Origin of the sequence: Enterobacter sp. BNK-18 (assembly GCF_047456135.1) — a bacterium.
Taxonomy (GTDB): domain Bacteria; phylum Pseudomonadota; class Gammaproteobacteria; order Enterobacterales; family Enterobacteriaceae; genus Enterobacter; species Enterobacter ludwigii.
In genome coordinates, this window is record NZ_CP179899.1 from 1,981,337 (window position 1) to 1,996,890 (window position 15,554).

The window sequence follows — 15,554 nt, forward strand, 5'->3', positions numbered from 1 at the left end:
CCATCATGCGGCAAGCAGCCGCGGTTTAAATGTCAGTCAAAATGTTTCCCAGTTTTCATGTCCGGTCGTCGCTGCAGGTTTACGGGTCGCTGCCGCTGCTGCGGCAGGCGCGAGATACGTTGCTTGCGGGGTGACCGTGTTTCCAGCGAGTGAAGCGAGACGAAACGCCGAGACGGCCATCTTCAGACGGCTTGCCTGGTCTTCCAGCGCAGCGGCCGCCGCAGCGGATTCCTGCACCAGCGCGGCGTTTTGTTGTGTCACGCGATCCATTTCCGATACCGCCAGAGCGACCTGGTCGATACCACGACTCTGCTCATCCGACGCAGAGGCGATTTCACCCATGATGTCCGTTACGCGGGTAACGGCATTCACGATGTCATTCATGGTTTCCCCTGCGCTTTCTACCAGCACGGAGCCGGTATCGACGCGGGAAACGGAGTCTTCAATCAGGGCCTTGATCTCTTTCGCCGCGTTGGCACTGCGGCTGGCAAGGTTGCGCACTTCCCCGGCCACCACGGCAAACCCGCGCCCCTGCTCGCCCGCACGTGCGGCTTCAACGGCGGCGTTGAGGGCGAGGATATTGGTCTGGAAAGCGATGCCGTCGATAACGCTAATGATGTCGGCGATTTTCTTCGAACTGTCGGCGATTTCGTGCATGGTTTTCACCACGCCGTCCACCACGCGACCGCCTCGCTGCGCCGTTTCGGACGCGCTTTCCGCCAGCTGTGAGGCCTGACGGGCGTTGTCCGCGTTCTGCTTCACGGTTGCGGTAAGCTGCTCCATGCTGGCGGCGGTCTCTTCGAGCGCCGAGGCCTGCTGTTCGGTGCGCGACGACAGATCGTTGTTGCCCATCGCAATTTCGCTGGTACCGGTATAAATGGCTTCCGATCCGTTACGCACGTTGGCGACGGTCTCAATTAGCGAGCGCTGCATATGATCAACGCTGTTTGCCAGCTCGGTAATTTCATTGCGCCCGGAAACGGTCAGCGTTTTGGTCAGGTCACCACCGGCAATCTCGCGAATGTGGGCAATGACGCGACCGAGAGGATTAAGCAGGATGTGGCGAATGCCGTACCACACGCCCACCAGCACGATGACCAGCGCCAGCGCCATGACGGCCATCTGCCATTTGGCAAAGCGGTAATCATTCTGGCTTTGCGTAAAGGCCGAGTGATACAGGTCGCCACTGGCTTTGGCATATTCCCCGAGTGCCGCACCGAGGGCGTTTTGCATCCCCTGGGTAGGCTGCGCGAAATACGCGTCCATGTTACCGCTTTCCAGGAACTGAATAAGCTCCGTCAGACCGGCATAGTAGGCGTTGTACTTTTCATCGATATTCTGGCTCACCTGCGCCATGGCAGGCTGTGGCGTGATTTTCTTAAAGGCGTCGTAGTGTTTCGCGGCGTCAGCAAGGGTCGCCCGCGCATTTTTCAGCAGTTCCGTTTTCGCACTGCTCTGCTGATTATTTGGATCCATCATCATGCGGGCGGAAGAGCGGCTCAGGTTGATACGCGTTTGCAGCATCAGATCCCACGTCGACGTCAGTTCACTCTGCTGTACGCGGAGATCGTTCGAGGCGGCGAAACTGTCCTGGTTTTGTTTAAGTGACGAGAAAAAAAGCCCGCCGGAGGTAAGCTGAAGAAGTGCGAAAATGACCAGCACCATCATAAGCATTGTGACAACGCGGATACGGTTCAACATACAACACCTTCTCATAGATTTATTAACGGTGTTATCGGCACTGACTACAGGAACTTTACATTTGAGAAAGGGAAAAGCGCGGGGTTAAAACGCAACGTCAACGATCAGCGTATCGGTATAGGTGCCGGCAGGCGGCGTAGACTGGCTGGTAAGGACTTTGGCAGTGTAGTTGTAGGTTCGCAATAAACCGTCGGTACTGACCTGCGAGGAGGTTGCGCTGGTCCAGCGCTCGGTACCGCTGCCACCCCAGCGGTTGGTCGTGGCTTCTTTATAAATGTCGTAACTCATGTAGTTACTGCCGCTCACCATGCGGCGAACATTATTCAGCGCGTTGGCACCATTATTAATTCCGATAGTGTAAGTGCTTCCTTTGGTACAGGTGACGGCAATCGCCTGCGAGACAGTGGGGAAACTTTGCACCAGCGGCGCACTGTTGAAGTTGACGTCCGGCGTGGTCATGGCGCTGCAGTCGTTTGTGACGGTCATGTTGAGAAGAATACTGGTGGTCGCCGTGCCTGTCTGGGGAACGGTGCAAAGGCCCAGCACGCCCACGGAACAGACGCTGTAGTTGATGCTGAAGGTGAGCAGCACCTGATAGGGCCCGGCTGTGACGTTTTGTCCGGCAACGGTGCGGAAATAAAGCGGAATGCTGTACTGTTTTGACCCCAGTAATCCCAGCAGGGTGTTGCCGCTCCAGGTATAAGCTTTGCTGATTTGCACTTCGCTATTGCCCGAACACCCCGTTAACCCGCACAACCGGGTGGGGATCACATCCGTGATGGCCGCATTGTCGGTGCGTTTCATGGTGGCACGGCTGTTGCCTGAAACCGACGCGGCGGTGTAGTTCAGCGTCACCGAGTCGTTGGTCAGAAGATTGAGCACGGCGTCGCATGCCACAATCAGCCTGCCGGTGGTTTCGACCTCCCCGGTTCCGCTGAGCGCGAACGAGGTGACGCTACCAAATGACGCATTTACCGTACTGACGGTACACGCCGCCCAGCCGCCGCCGGAAAACAGCAGCAGCATCAACAGCAGTAAGCGCTTCACCGTTCCTCCCGGCAAATCAGCGGTCCGTATGTCTGCAGCTTATGTTCCGGATTGGCCCCCACGGTCAGCGTGGCCGAGCAGTGTTTTCCGTCTGGCGTAATCACCTCAAGCGGGTTCACATCGCTGAGATTTTCCAGCCAGGCGATGCCGTCATACCCCACCACCGCATTGTTGCGCGAGGCGCGTCGAACCTGGCTGCCTACCGGGATAGCCTGCCCCTGCTTGTCATGCAGAATGACGCTTGCCACCCGCTCCTGCTCCATCGGGAAATCGACCAGATAACCGCTGTGGCGGCGAATAGCGATCCGCCGCTCTGTCTCTTTCAGCCGGGTATCCGCGGGCAGATTCAGGGTATCAATGCGATAACTGGCCGGGTAATAAGCCGATACCCCGCTGACCAGCAGGTAGCCGTTATTGTTCGTTTTGCCGACCGGCTGGTTCTCATAGCTGACGGGAACGTCCGGGTGACCGTCGGTGCTGATCACCACAAACGCATCGTTGATTTTATTTGCCGCAAACAGCTCGCCGTCCATCAGCACAACCGCGCCCATCGCCTCTCCCCACCAGGTCATCATGCCCCTTTCGCCATAACCACCGCCCTGAAGTTCGATGTTGTTATTGCGCCAGCCCAGCGTTCCCTGCTGATAATCATTGGCTTTCGACTGGTTGGCCCATGCCATGTTCCAGCTAAAGCCACCGTCGGAAGGCATGGAGTGGTTGTAGTTGATACGCTGCGTGCTGCCGGCATCTGGCGTGTTTTCATAGGTTACGGCGGCACTGTCACGCTCTCCCAGCGGCACCTGAAGCGACATGGCCACCGTCCAGTCTCCCCGCTGCTGATCGCGGCTTGCAGCCAGATAAATACTGCTCGCCCCCCACAAATTGCGGCTCCAGGAGAGATTCAGCAGTTCGGTTTTTTGGTTGTCAAAGCTCTCCACGCCGATCCACGCAGCACCGAGACTGCCATACTCACCCAGGTTAAAGGTGAGAGAGTACTGGTCGGTGTTGCGACTAAAACTGGCGATGGGCCGGTCATTTTCGTCATAGACCGTCGGTTGGTCGTAGAGGGCGAGGTTGCCAAAGTCGCGATCGCGCCGCGTATGCTGTGTCGCTACACTAAATTCACTGGTACTGTACTGATAGCCCCAGTTGATTTGCCCGCCATTATCTCCACGCATGCGGCTTTGAGAGTACGCGGTATTCACGACGCCAAACCGACCCAATTTAACCACCGTCCCCATCCCGCCCAGCGCCAGCGCTTCTGCCCCTTCGGCATGGCCCTCCAGCGTCAGCCAGTCCGTAACGCCGTAGCGATACGACCCACTACCCGCCGCCGGGCCGTAGTCAAAATTCTTGATGCCGTAATTACGCCGCAGGCTGCCGAGCGTCACCGCCCCGTCGCTCAGGCCTTGTTTCAGCAATTCGCTGGTGACGTAAAACGGCAGCGTGGTACTCACCTGGCGCCCCAGCGCATCGGTGGTGACCAGTACCGCGTCCCCTGCTCCGTTGATATAGGGCAGATTGGTCAGGGTGAACGGTCCCGGCTGAAGCTGGGTCGAGCCGGAACGATAGCCATTGATAAAGAGATCCACCGAGGTGGGAACCGCCGCTTCGCCCGAGAACTCTGGCAGTGGCCAGGTCACGAGGTCAGGACGCAGGGAGAAATCCCGCCCGTAGCTGATCCCGCCCATGCGCACGCTGGTGCTCCAGCTCAGGGCATCGCTGATCACATCCCCGGCGGTCCAGGTCGTGGCCTCGTCCTCGTTCGTCATCAGAAGCGTCGTGTCATAGCGCACATACCCTTCCTGCTGACCGTCGTTTCCGGTGAAATTTTCCCGGGCATAGCCGGTTGAAGAAAAGGAGCCGTTCTCATTGAAGTAGCGGAATTCATGCCAGAGCGAGGCCTGTCCGCCGACATGTTCCGTATGGTTGGTGTAGAGATCGTAATTGAGCAGCGCTCCACGCCCGAAGTGTGGTTTGCTTTGTGACATTTGTCCGCTGAAAGGGGTCACGCGTGAGGCGACCCAGTCGGCCGGAACGCCCAGCAGCAGACGCTGCGCGGCGCTGTCGTACTCTACGCGCACCTGCGGCAGGGTAGAAAGGTTCACGTCTCCGGCAGGCACATGCTCCGGCGGGAGCCCTGCCCGCAGCAGGTCGGCGCTGGAAATAAAGAATGCCCCCTCGCGCTGCGTCACGGGCACCACCATACCGGTGTCGTAGTGATTCAACACAATCGAGAGCTGAAAGACCGCTTCGCCGTTCAACGCCTGAGCCTGCGGCGGCGGCGGTAAACTGTCATCGCCGGGCTCAGCCCAGGTGCTGGTACTGACGCAGAGCAGGATCATCATCGCCGGTTTCAGTTGACGGGCGTCGACTGCCATTGCGTATCCCTGGCATTAATCTGCGCGCTCAGCCGGTCTGGCTGACCTATTCCGGCCGGGATTGACCAGGTGCGGGTGCTACCCGCAAGAACATACCCGAGTAATCCGTCTGCAACCGTCCGCTTCTGCCCGCCCTGCTCCAGCGCCACCTGGCTGAGTTTGACGTGCACATCCCCCTGATTACGGACCACCAGGGCAGGATGTCCCTTCTCCTGCGTCACCCGCCAGCTCAGATTTTTGGTCTCCACCAGCGCATGATGTGCCCCCTCTTTGAGGGTCGGGATTCCCTGTCCATAAACGAACAAAGGAATGGAGTAGCGCATTTGCAATTTCAGGCCAATGGCCGGCTCGGCTTTGGCATCCGGCTGGGGGATTTCATCCACAATAATGCGGTAGGCCTGTTCGACGCCGAGCGGCACCGTACCCTGCTTAATCAGACGAATAAGCTGCTTACTGCCTTTGCCAATGGTGACGATGGGCGGGCTGGCCACCACGTCCTGCTGTGCGGAGTAGCGTTCATAACCGCCCTCCTGCTTCCAGCGCACAATGCGGACCTGCATTGTCGTTGCGCTGTTCCCCTGATTCTGGATCCATAATTCAGTGGCTTTGGCATCCGCTGACAGCCACGGATCGATGGGCCACAACAGAATGGTTGCCGCCGCCTGCGCCTGGCCTGTCGCCGCAGCCATTCCCCCCAACAAACTCACCAGACAAAGGTGTCTGAAAAATGGCTTCATCGACTGTCTCCCTTTATCACCATGACAAGGTCACGGTGAGCTGATCAGAATACGTTCCTGCCGGGCTAAACCCGGTCAGCAGCGCCACGCCAAAAAGCGGCAGCGCAATGTTATTACTGTTGGTATAGGTCACCGGTATTGCCTGATTGACGCCAATTTCGCTGTTCGCCGCCAGCGAACTGCTGCTGTAAAGGCGATATCCCACCACTTCCGTTCCCCCTGAGCGCTTCATACGCCGAACGGAGGAGTAATTCTGTCCGCCGTTAATGCTCATACTCAGCGCCACGCCGGGCGTGCAGGCGATGGACAAGGCCCCGTTAGGCACAAAACTGGTGCTCACCGGGGCACTTTCCACCCCGTTGTGGGTACCGAAATCGAGCGTACCGAAAACTCCTCCGCTGCCCGTGGATACCGCGCACCCGGGCACAATGGTCGCGCTGACCTTAAATGACTGGGACGTCACAGCACCCGCCGCAGGCACCAGCATCAGGCAGACGATCAGCGCGTACAAAGGGTGCACGATCCCCTCCGCGCTGTTGCGCAGACGCAAAATGGATGCCTTCATGGCTGCGTGAAACTAGTAGGTGACGCTGACGTTAATCGTGTCGGTGTAGGTACCCGGAACGACCGTAACGCTGTTACCGCCCCCGGTAATGCGCCCGTAAAGTGTGTAACTGTCGATGCCCCCGGCGGTTGACGCTATTGGCAGTGCCGCGTTGTTGGCAACGACGTTGTTAAATCCGCTGTCGCTATACAGGCTGTAAGCCACACCCTGTGCAGCATTGGTGGTGTTGACCAGATAGCGCGCAGGCGTGCCTGGCGTCCCCACGACGGTACCCGGCGCGGTGGAGTTGGTATTCCCGGTGATCGCCACCGTATAGCTGGCGGTCGTACATTGAATGGTGAACGTGTTACCGCCGCTGGCACCGGTCAGCTGCGTCGTCAGGGTGGAAAACGTTGCGGGATGGGTGCCGAAATCCAGGGTCCCGAAGTTAATGCCATTTTGCGTGGGCGAGCCGTTTATCAGACAACCGTTCGTCAGGGTTAACGTCGCGCCAATAGTACCGCTGCTGGTCACCGCCAGCGCCTGTTGGGCTGTTGTCGCCGTCAGCAACGTGCCTGCACAGATCAAAAGGAGTTTTCTTTTCATTTACCACCCTCCAGAAGACATTTCCGTTCGCTTGCCACATTTTATTTTTGCTGTTCAAGATGTTAGCCCCACTTAACGTTCCTCTTCCGGGGGTTATTGAGAATTTAGTTTATGGATACCGCTTCGACCACCCGCGCCGCGGAGGGCAAGACTAATGGCTTATTGACTGAATATTTATTTATAAAACAGGATGTTAATACTTTGTAAATGCCTTATTTCTCGTATACGCAGAGGATATATCCATTGAAATGTGATCTGCATCACAATATATCGTCGAGGCGTTAACAACAAAATTAATAAAAATTAAAAACTAGTTGTATCTCCCTCCGCTTTACTTCAATTTATGTGCCGAATAATTTCCTGCGTCGTAATAAAAAATCTATATACATCGGCGCAGACGGCAACCAAAGCGCATAGAGGGTCTTTTTTCGTGGCAAGTGCAAACAAACTCACACTCTTCATCGTGATATTCATGCTGGCGGGTATTCTTTCAGGGGCGGCGATTCATGAGTATGCCTCTGCGGATGCTATCAAAGCATGGTCGGATAACATCACGCTGCTGACCGATATTTTCCTGCGTCTGATTAAAATGGTTATTGCGCCACTGGTCTTCAGCACGCTGACCGTGGGCATTATGAAACTGGGTGAAACCTCCACCATTGGTCGCGTGGGCGGCAAAGCGATGGTGTGGTTTATTAGCTCATCCGTGCTTTCCATTCTGGTGGGACTGTTTATCGTCACGCTGGAGCGTCCGGGCAGCGGCCTGAACCTGGCTATCCCGAAAGAGGCGGTAGACACCGGCCTTGCGGTGGGGGGGATGACGCTGAAAGCGTTCTTGTCCCATACCATTCCGACCAGTATTGCCGGTGCGATGGCGAACAATGAAATCCTGCAGATTGTGGTCTTCTCTATGTTCTTCGGCATCGCCGGCGCGTCGCTGGGGCAAAAATTCAATGCCCCGCTGGTGGCCGCGCTGGATGTGGTCTCCCATATCATGCTGAAGGTGACGGGTTACGTGATGTACGTCGCCCCGCTGGCCATTTTCGCCGCCATCTCATCTGTGATTGCCACTCAGGGTCTGGGCATTCTGCTGAACTACGCCTCCTTTATTGGCGGCTACTACGTGGCAATCCTTCTCACCTGCATGGTGCTGCTGGCCGTCGGCTATATGGTGCTGAAGAAAGAGGTGTTCCGCCTGGTCAGCATGCTGAAGGACCCGGTGCTGGTGGCGTTTACCACTAGCAGTTCAGAAGCGGCGTATCCAAAAACGCTGGAGCAGCTTGAGCGTTTTGGTTGCTCGCGCAATATCGCCTCTTTCGTTCTGCCGATCGGTTACTCCTTTAACCTGGTGGGCTCTATGGTGTATTGCTCTTTCGCCTCGATGTTTATCGCCCAGGCGTACAATATTCACCTGAGCTTCACCGAAGTGACCGTGCTGATGCTGACGCTGATGCTGGCTTCAAAAGGGATTGCGGGGGTGCCTCGTTCGTCGCTGGTGGTGCTGGCGGCAACCATCCCGAGTTTCAATATTCCGGTGGCGGGTATTTTGCTGCTGATGGGGATCGATCATTTCCTGGATATGGGACGTTCAGCGATTAACGTGCTGGGTAACGGTATTGCGACTGCGATGCTGTCGCAAAATGAAGGGGCGCGTGAAGCGGAGACTGAGCTGGTAGAGCAGGAAGCGTAACGGGTTGGCGGAATGGTTTCGTTCACCTTAAGACCAGCAGAAAATACCATGTCTGCAGTAGTCGAATAAGATAAGGGGGCTGCAATAGCCCCCTTAATACGTTCACCGCAGCGGGCGAATCAGATAACCGAAATGCCCGACTGAACGAAACGGTTCCACGAAAGCCTCATAGAACCGTTTAGAGAAACATTACGCCACGTGATTCGTCGCGATATCCAGCAGCGCCATCTCATCACTGTTCAGCAGCTTCTCAATATTCACCAGAATCAGCATACGCTCACCCAGCGCTCCCAGCCCCGTCAGATACTCGGTAGACAGCGTGACCGCAAACTCCGGCGCCGGACGGATTTGATCGGACGTCAGGGACAGCACATCAGATACGCCATCCACCACGATCCCAACCACGCGCTGCCCCAGATTCAGGACAATCACCACGGTGTTCTCGTTATAGTCCACGTCGCCCTGGCTGAACTTCACGCGCAGGTCAACGATAGGCACAATCACGCCGCGCAGGTTGGTGACACCTTTAATAAAGGCAGGCGTGTTCGCGATGCGGGTAACCTGGTCGTAACCACGAATTTCCTGCACTTTCAGGATATCGATGCCGTACTCCTCATCGCCTAAAGTGAATACCAGGAATTCCTGCCCTGATGGCTCGCCCGCCAGTTTCGTTACATTACTCATACCGGTCATGTTATTACCTTCTACTTAATCAGGCGGCTGTGTACGCCACACGTTGTTCACGATTTAATCCCTGAAGCGCCGACACATCAACGATCAGCGCCACGCTACCGTCACCCAGAATAGTGGCGGCAGAAATACCTGGCACTTTGCGGTAGTTGCTTTCGAGGTTCTTCACGACCACCTGGTGCTGGCCAATCAGCTGATCAACCAGCAGCGCGTAGCGGCGACCCGCACTTTGCAGGATCACCACGATCCCCTGCGTGGCCTCGGTTTTCGCGCCATCCACTTCGAACACTTTCCACAATTCGACCAGCGGCAGGTACTCACCGCGCACTTCAAGAACGCGCTCGCCACCCGCCAGCGGATGCAGATCTTCTTCACGCGGCTGCAGCGATTCCATCACCGCGTTCAGCGGCAGAATAAAGACTTCGTCCGCCACTTTCACCGACATGCCGTCGAGGATTGCCAGCGTCAGCGGCAGCAGGATACGAATGGTGGTGCCGGAACCTTGCTTAGACTTGATCTCAACGTGGCCGCCCATCTCCTGAATGTTACGCTTCACCACGTCCATTCCCACGCCGCGTCCGGAAACGTCCGTCACCTGCTCTGCGGTCGAGAAGCCTGGCGCGAAGATCAGCATGCCCACTTCTTCGTCAGTCATGTTTTCGTTGACCGCCATTCCCTGCGAAATGGCTTTCGCCAGAATGCGCTCACGGTTCAGGCCCGCACCGTCATCGGTCACTTCGATGCAGATGTTCCCGCCCTGGTGTTCGGCGGAGAGGATCAGATTCCCGACCGGGGATTTTCCGGCGGCAATGCGGTTTTCCGGCAGTTCGATACCGTGGTCGAGGCTGTTACGCACCAGGTGCGTTAACGGGTCGATAATGCGTTCGATCAGGCTTTTATCCAGCTCGGTGGAGCTGCCCATCAGCGTCAGTTCAATCTGTTTATTCAGTTTGCTGGCCAGGTCACGCACCAGACGCGGGAAGCGGCTGAAGACATATTCCATCGGCATCATACGGATGGACATCACCGATTCCTGCAGGTCGCGGGCATTACGTTGCAACTGCCCCATGCTGGTGATCAGATCGCCGTGGGTCACCGGGTCCAGTTCGTTAGACCGCTGTGCCAGCATCGACTGGGTAATCACCAGTTCACCCACCAGGTTAATCAGCTGGTCAACTTTCTCGACGGCGACGCGGATGCTGGTGGATTCACTGGAGCGCGCGGCCGGTTTTTCACCACGGCCTGGCGCGGCAGCATCTTTTGGCACCGCTTTCAATACCGGCGCCGCAGGCGCAACGGCAGGCGCGGCCGCCTGAGGAACAACCGCCACCTCTTCCACTGCCGCTGGCACGTCAACCGCCGCCGTTTCGGTTTCAAACGCGATCTGGTCGGCTTCGATAACAAAGCACAGGACCGCCACGATATCGTCCTGGCTGATCCCCTCTTCCAGCGTCGCACTCAGGCTGTCTTTGCCTTTCACCACGTTGCTTAATTTCGCCAGGTTACTCAGCTCTTCTTCAAGAAGGTCAACTTCGTTCTCTTTGAGGCGAGACAGCACCACGCGCACTTTACTCGCAGCGGCGGCCGGGGCCGCCTCTTGTGCGGTAACGGCATCGACAACGCTCAGTTTGGCTGCCGGAACAACAGCTGCGGCTGCGTCACCTTTGGCTTCCAGCGCGAGCTGGCGCAGCGCATTGCAGATGTATTCAAAGCTGGCGGCATCAGGCTCTGCCGAGCTTTTATAGGCGTCGAGCTGTTCCTGCATAATATCTTTGGTTTCCAAAAACAGGTTGATAATGTCGGTATTGAGCTGCATCTCACCGCGTCGTGCTTCATCCAGCAGGTTTTCCATTAAATGGGTCGTTTCCTGCAGGATGGTAAATCCAAACGTTCCGGCTCCGCCTTTAATCGAGTGCGCTGCACGGAAGATGGCATTGAGCTGCTCGGAGTCCGGTGCTTCAGGCACCAAATCCAGCAAGTGTTGCTCCATATCGGCCAACAATTCGTCGGCTTCATCAAAGAATGTCTGGTAAAAATCGCTAATATCCATGCTCACGCTATCACCTCGGATTGGCTGGTGGCGATGTTGGAACGGCAGCCGAAGGAACGGCCCCAGGCTGTTTTAAATCGTCCAGTGACTCATTCTGACTTTCGGCGTTTTCGTGCAGGATGGCCTGCTCCGCCTGCTGGTTCAGCACTAAAAGACTGATACGACGGTTGATGGCGTCATCCGGCCCGCGGTCAGTGACACGCATGGTTGATGCCATGCCGACCACGCGCAGTACCTTGCCATCATCAAGCCCACCTGCCACCAGCTCGCGACGCGAGGCGTTGGCACGATCGGCAGAAAGCTCCCAGTTGCTGTATCCCTTCTCACCCGTGGCGTATGGGAAGTCATCCGTGTGTCCAGACAGGCTGATACGGTTAGGAATACCGTTCAGCACTGGCGCAATGCCGCGCAAAATGTCGCGCATGTATGGCTCAACTTCCGCGCTGCCCGTTTTGAACATCGGGCGATTCTGGCTATCAATAATCTGTATACGTAAACCTTCCTGCACCAGATCGATCTTCAGGTGTGGTCGCAGGGCACGCAGTTTAGGATCCGCCTCAATCAGCTGATCGAGATCGCCGCGCAGTTTCTTCAGGCGCGCTTGCTCCATACGTTTTTTCAGCTCGTCGATGTTCGGCTCTTTCTTCACCTCACCCTTCTGCTGGGTGTAATCATCGCCGCCGCCAGGGATCGGGCTGTCGCTGTTAGAGATTCGCTGCCCACCGGTCACGGCGGTCGCCAGCGGCGTTCGGAAATACTCGGCAATCTGGATCAACTCTTTCGGGCTGGAGATGGAGATGAGCCACATCACCAGAAAGAATGCCATCATTGCGGTCATAAAATCGGCGTACGCGATTTTCCAGGAGCCATGCGCGCCGTGCCCATGCCCCTTGTGCTTGCGTTTTTTTACGATGACGATCGGATGGGACTGATTTTTCATGCGTCCTCAGTTGTCGTCTGTTGGTTTGGGTTTTTCACCGCACGCACGTGTTCTTCAAGCTCGATAAACGACGGGCGCTCGCTGGAATAAAGCGTTTTACGGCCGAATTCAACTGCGATAGGTGGCGCATAACCGTTGAGGTTAGAGAGCAGCGTGATCTTCACGCACTGCATCATTTTGGTCGTTTCCGCGCTTTTCTGACGCAGAACGCTGGCCAGCGGAGAGATAAAACCATACGCCAGCAAAATACCGAGGAAGGTGCCCACCATCGCATGCGCAATCAACGCGCCCAGCTCTGCCGCAGGACGATCCGCCGAGGCCAGCGCGTGTACCACGCCCATCACCGCCGCGACGATACCGAACGCAGGGAGGGAATCGCCCACCAGCGCCAGGCTGTTTGCCGGCACTTCGGATTCGCTTTCGTGCGTTTCAATCTCTTCGTCCATCAGCGCTTCGATTTCGAAGGTGTTCATGTTGCCGCTGATGATCAGTCGCAAGTAATCGACGATGAAATCCAGCATCATTGCGTCAGCGAGAATGCGCGGGTAGCTGGCAAAAATTTCGCTCTCTTTCGGGTTTTCAATATCCCGCTCAAGCGAGAACATGCCCTGCTGACGCGACTTCGCCATCAGACGATAGAGCAGCGCAAGCAGATCCATATACATGCTTTTGGTGTATTTAGAGCGACGGAACAGCAGTGGAATAGCTTTCAGCGTGCCCTTGATCGATTTACCGTTATTACCAACGATAAAAGCCCCTACCCCTGCGCCGCCGATGATAATAAGTTCAGCCGGTTGATAGAGTGCTCCAAGGTGCCCGCCGGTCATCATGTAACCGCCGAAAACTGTACCGAGAACTACCAGGTAACCTAATAAGATAAGCACGACATCATCCTTCCGCTAGTGACTATGGCAAGGATGTTCAGCTCGCAGCGTTTACCGTTTGCGGGGTAAAAAAAAGCAGCGGTAATTGCTTACCGCTGCTGGAATCTTGCCCACACGTTCGGGTTAAACAGCTTGTTCGATCTGTTCATCCAGCAGTTGTGGAATAATATCGGCAGCTTCCCGGGAAAGTTTACGTCTTTTTACTGCTCGGGATGGAGGCTGGCATAAACTACAGGCGAAGCTGCCTGCAGGCTGATGCGCATGGGTAATAAAATTGCCATCGCAGCAGTTACAGCGCGACAGCTCAAGCATTCCGCTTTCAACAAAACGCACCAGCGTCCATGCGCGGGTGAGCGCCAGCAAAGGACCCTCGTCCTGCTGCGGGCATTGTTCAAGGTAAAGTTTATACGCTTTGATCACGGCATCAACGCCGCTACACAAACCGGTTTTGAGAAGATACTGCCAGGCATTACAGAACATGGAGGCATGAATGTTCTGTTCCCAGGTCATAAACCAGTCCGTTGAAAACGGCAGCATTCCTTTCGGCGGGGGACTACCACGTAACTCTTTATACAATTTGATGAGGCGACCACGACTCAGCTGAGTCTCGCTTTCCAGCATTTGTAAACGAGCACCGAGCGTAATCAGCTCCATTGCTAACTGTATGTCACGCGCTTCCTGAACAATGCTTTTCTCGCTCATTGCTAGGCCCTTTTCTTACGGGCTGCGTCATCAGGCTGGCTGATTTCGGTAAGCAAGCGAGTGGAAAGAAGAATACCGGTATGGATCTGTTGAAGATCGTCAACACGGGAATCCTGCGTCAGACGCGTGATAGTCTGAGGATTGTCAAAACGGAACTGGCAAACCAGTTGGTTTGTTTCCGCCAGTTTAACCATTTGAGGAAGGGTTAACCCACCCAGCATGGTTGCCATTTCTTCATTAATACCCAGACGAAACATCGCGGACGCCTTGTCCTGACTAATCAAACGCTGCGCGAGCAGTAAATACGACAAATTGATGTCATAGATATGTTTTAGCAACTCGGATGTATGCATTGTTCCCATCCCGAATAACCAACTATTATTTTTATGCGGAAAGACCGCACCCCGTGATGTCGCCGGGAAATCACCCGGTATAAAAAAGAAAAGGCTAAATGCATAGTCGAATTTAGGTTTGTATTCATTGAAACGCGCAACAGCTGAAACGCGGTTACGTCTCTTACACGTTTTATCATTTCTTACAAATAACTAAGATTTTTCCTAATTCGACGCAAACTCTACTCGTCAGTTTTGACACATACAATGCAGCTACCCCCAAATTTAAAAAAAATGTGATCTACGTCACACAATTTAAGTGAATATCTCCCATAAATCCATCAGTATGACTTGTAAATTGGTTATTTTTTGAACGATCAACACTGTTTTCTATTCTTTATGGGCGAATACTCATGCAGGAGTATGAGCAGAAGTGGCATGACATGTGCTGTTCGAAACGTGTCAGCGACCGGATGCGCGTCACAGTGAATCCATCTTAAGGTCACATTTTCATTACCTATAAAAAACATGTAGTTATGAAAAACGCCCATAACAATTGTTTCACATGGTAATCATTAGAAATGTGTTTATAACGTCTTAAAACGATTTAACACCGGAAACGTAAAAAAGTGTGATTCAGGTTAAGTTGTTAATTTTTTTTCATTTAGGCACGTTTTCCCGTTATTCTTCTTATAAGAATAATTAATGAATAATTATGATTAGCTTCACACTTATGTCGTATTCACCTCTTGCAGATCCGGTGAAATCGCGGTAATGGTGACTAAGACGCTGTCTTTCAGACACCTAAGGAGTGCGTTATGAGTTACTCCCATCTTCTTGTTTCTGTTGCGGTTTCGCCCGAAAGCCATGAACTCATCGCCCGGGCGGTTTCCATTGCCAGACCGCATAATGCCCGTATCAGCCTGATCACCCTCGCGGCCGAGCCTGAGATGTATAATCAACTGGCTGCCCCCATGCTGGAAGATATTCGTGAGGTATTACAGGAAGAAACGCAGCAATTTATGCGCGAGCTGGTAGAAAAGGCGCAATATCCTATATATGACACCATTATTGCGACAGGGGAGCTTAATGCGCATATTCTTAACATGTGCAGTAAGCAGAATATTGATTTAGTAATATGCGGGAATCATAACCACAGCTTTTTTTCTCGCGCAGCCTGTGCGGCGAAATCGATTGTGGCGTCAAGCCAGGTGGATGTGTTGTTAGTGCCTCTTGGGGGCCGTTAAACC

14 protein-coding genes are annotated in these 15,554 nt (G+C 54.8%); 2 read left to right on the plus strand and 12 right to left on the minus strand.

The annotated features are described in order from the left end of the window. Nucleotides 1-36: 36 nt before the first annotated feature. The 6 genes from tar to ACMGG3_RS09515 all read right to left on the minus strand — a co-directional run bounded on the left by tar (nt 37) and on the right by ACMGG3_RS09515 (nt 7,016). Nucleotides 37-1,701 carry a methyl-accepting chemotaxis protein II gene (gene tar / locus ACMGG3_RS09490; RefSeq protein WP_020883382.1) on the minus strand — a complete coding sequence of 555 codons (1,665 nt, stop codon included), beginning with the start codon at nt 1,699-1,701 and terminating at the stop codon, nt 37-39. An 84-nt stretch (nt 1,702-1,785) separates the two neighbouring features. Then, complete coding sequence (locus tag ACMGG3_RS09495; RefSeq protein ID WP_032680768.1) at nt 1,786-2,748, minus strand: spore coat protein U domain-containing protein; 963 nt, start codon at nt 2,746-2,748, stop codon at nt 1,786-1,788. Then, nucleotides 2,745-5,129: a fimbria/pilus outer membrane usher protein gene (locus tag ACMGG3_RS09500; RefSeq protein ID WP_150344113.1), complete on the minus strand. Its 2,385-nt coding sequence runs from the start codon at nt 5,127-5,129 to the stop codon at nt 2,745-2,747. The genes ACMGG3_RS09495 and ACMGG3_RS09500 overlap by 4 nt, the downstream gene beginning before the upstream one ends. Continuing rightward, nucleotides 5,105-5,866 carry a molecular chaperone gene (locus ACMGG3_RS09505; RefSeq protein ID WP_395016292.1) on the minus strand — a complete coding sequence of 254 codons (762 nt, stop codon included), beginning with the start codon at nt 5,864-5,866 and terminating at the stop codon, nt 5,105-5,107. The genes ACMGG3_RS09500 and ACMGG3_RS09505 overlap by 25 nt, the downstream gene beginning before the upstream one ends. A gap of 16 nt (nt 5,867-5,882) precedes the next feature. Beyond that, nucleotides 5,883-6,431 carry a spore coat U domain-containing protein gene (locus tag ACMGG3_RS09510; protein ID WP_025203836.1) on the minus strand — a complete coding sequence of 183 codons (549 nt, stop codon included), beginning with the start codon at nt 6,429-6,431 and terminating at the stop codon, nt 5,883-5,885. Nucleotides 6,432-6,443: 12 nt separating this feature from the next. Then, a complete protein-coding gene (locus tag ACMGG3_RS09515; protein ID WP_020883378.1) occupies nt 6,444-7,016 on the minus strand; it encodes a spore coat protein U domain-containing protein in 573 nt (190 codons plus the stop codon). 430 nt (nt 7,017-7,446) lie between these two features. On the opposite strand from ACMGG3_RS09515, the gene ACMGG3_RS09520 reads away from it, so the two are divergent. Next, complete coding sequence (locus tag ACMGG3_RS09520; protein ID WP_025203835.1) at nt 7,447-8,706, plus strand: dicarboxylate/amino acid:cation symporter; 1,260 nt, start codon at nt 7,447-7,449, stop codon at nt 8,704-8,706. Nucleotides 8,707-8,895: 189 nt separating this feature from the next. On the opposite strand, the gene cheW is transcribed toward ACMGG3_RS09520, so the two are convergent. The 6 genes from cheW to flhD all read right to left on the minus strand — a co-directional run bounded on the left by cheW (nt 8,896) and on the right by flhD (nt 14,325). Next, nucleotides 8,896-9,399 (minus strand): chemotaxis protein CheW, encoded by a 504-nt coding sequence (gene cheW, locus ACMGG3_RS09525; RefSeq protein ID WP_020883376.1) that lies wholly within the window; start codon nt 9,397-9,399, stop codon nt 8,896-8,898. Between the two features lie 19 nt (nt 9,400-9,418). Beyond that, on the minus strand, nt 9,419-11,452 hold the full coding sequence (gene cheA, locus ACMGG3_RS09530; RefSeq protein WP_020883375.1) for a chemotaxis protein CheA: 2,034 nt from the start codon (nt 11,450-11,452) through the stop codon (nt 9,419-9,421). Nucleotides 11,453-11,456: 4 nt separating this feature from the next. Next, nucleotides 11,457-12,386: a flagellar motor protein MotB gene (gene motB, locus ACMGG3_RS09535; RefSeq protein ID WP_014170676.1), complete on the minus strand. Its 930-nt coding sequence runs from the start codon at nt 12,384-12,386 to the stop codon at nt 11,457-11,459. Further along, nucleotides 12,383-13,270, minus strand: coding sequence for a flagellar motor stator protein MotA (gene motA, locus ACMGG3_RS09540; protein ID WP_008500417.1), 888 nt, complete (start codon nt 13,268-13,270; stop codon nt 12,383-12,385). Before motA ends, motB begins: the two co-directional genes overlap by 4 nt. Nucleotides 13,271-13,393: 123 nt before the next feature. Beyond that, the gene (gene flhC, locus ACMGG3_RS09545; RefSeq protein ID WP_014170677.1) at nt 13,394-13,972 is read right to left on the minus strand and encodes a flagellar transcriptional regulator FlhC; all 579 of its coding nucleotides are present in this window, start codon (nt 13,970-13,972) and stop codon (nt 13,394-13,396) included. 2 nt (nt 13,973-13,974) lie between these two features. Then, nucleotides 13,975-14,325: a flagellar transcriptional regulator FlhD gene (gene flhD, locus ACMGG3_RS09550; protein ID WP_020883374.1), complete on the minus strand. Its 351-nt coding sequence runs from the start codon at nt 14,323-14,325 to the stop codon at nt 13,975-13,977. Nucleotides 14,326-15,122: 797 nt separating this feature from the next. Here flhD and uspC point away from each other — a divergent pair. Next, entirely contained in the window at nt 15,123-15,551 is a 429-nt protein-coding gene (uspC, locus tag ACMGG3_RS09555; protein ID WP_040017806.1) for a universal stress protein UspC, read from the plus strand. Nucleotides 15,552-15,554: the final 3 nt, after the last annotated feature.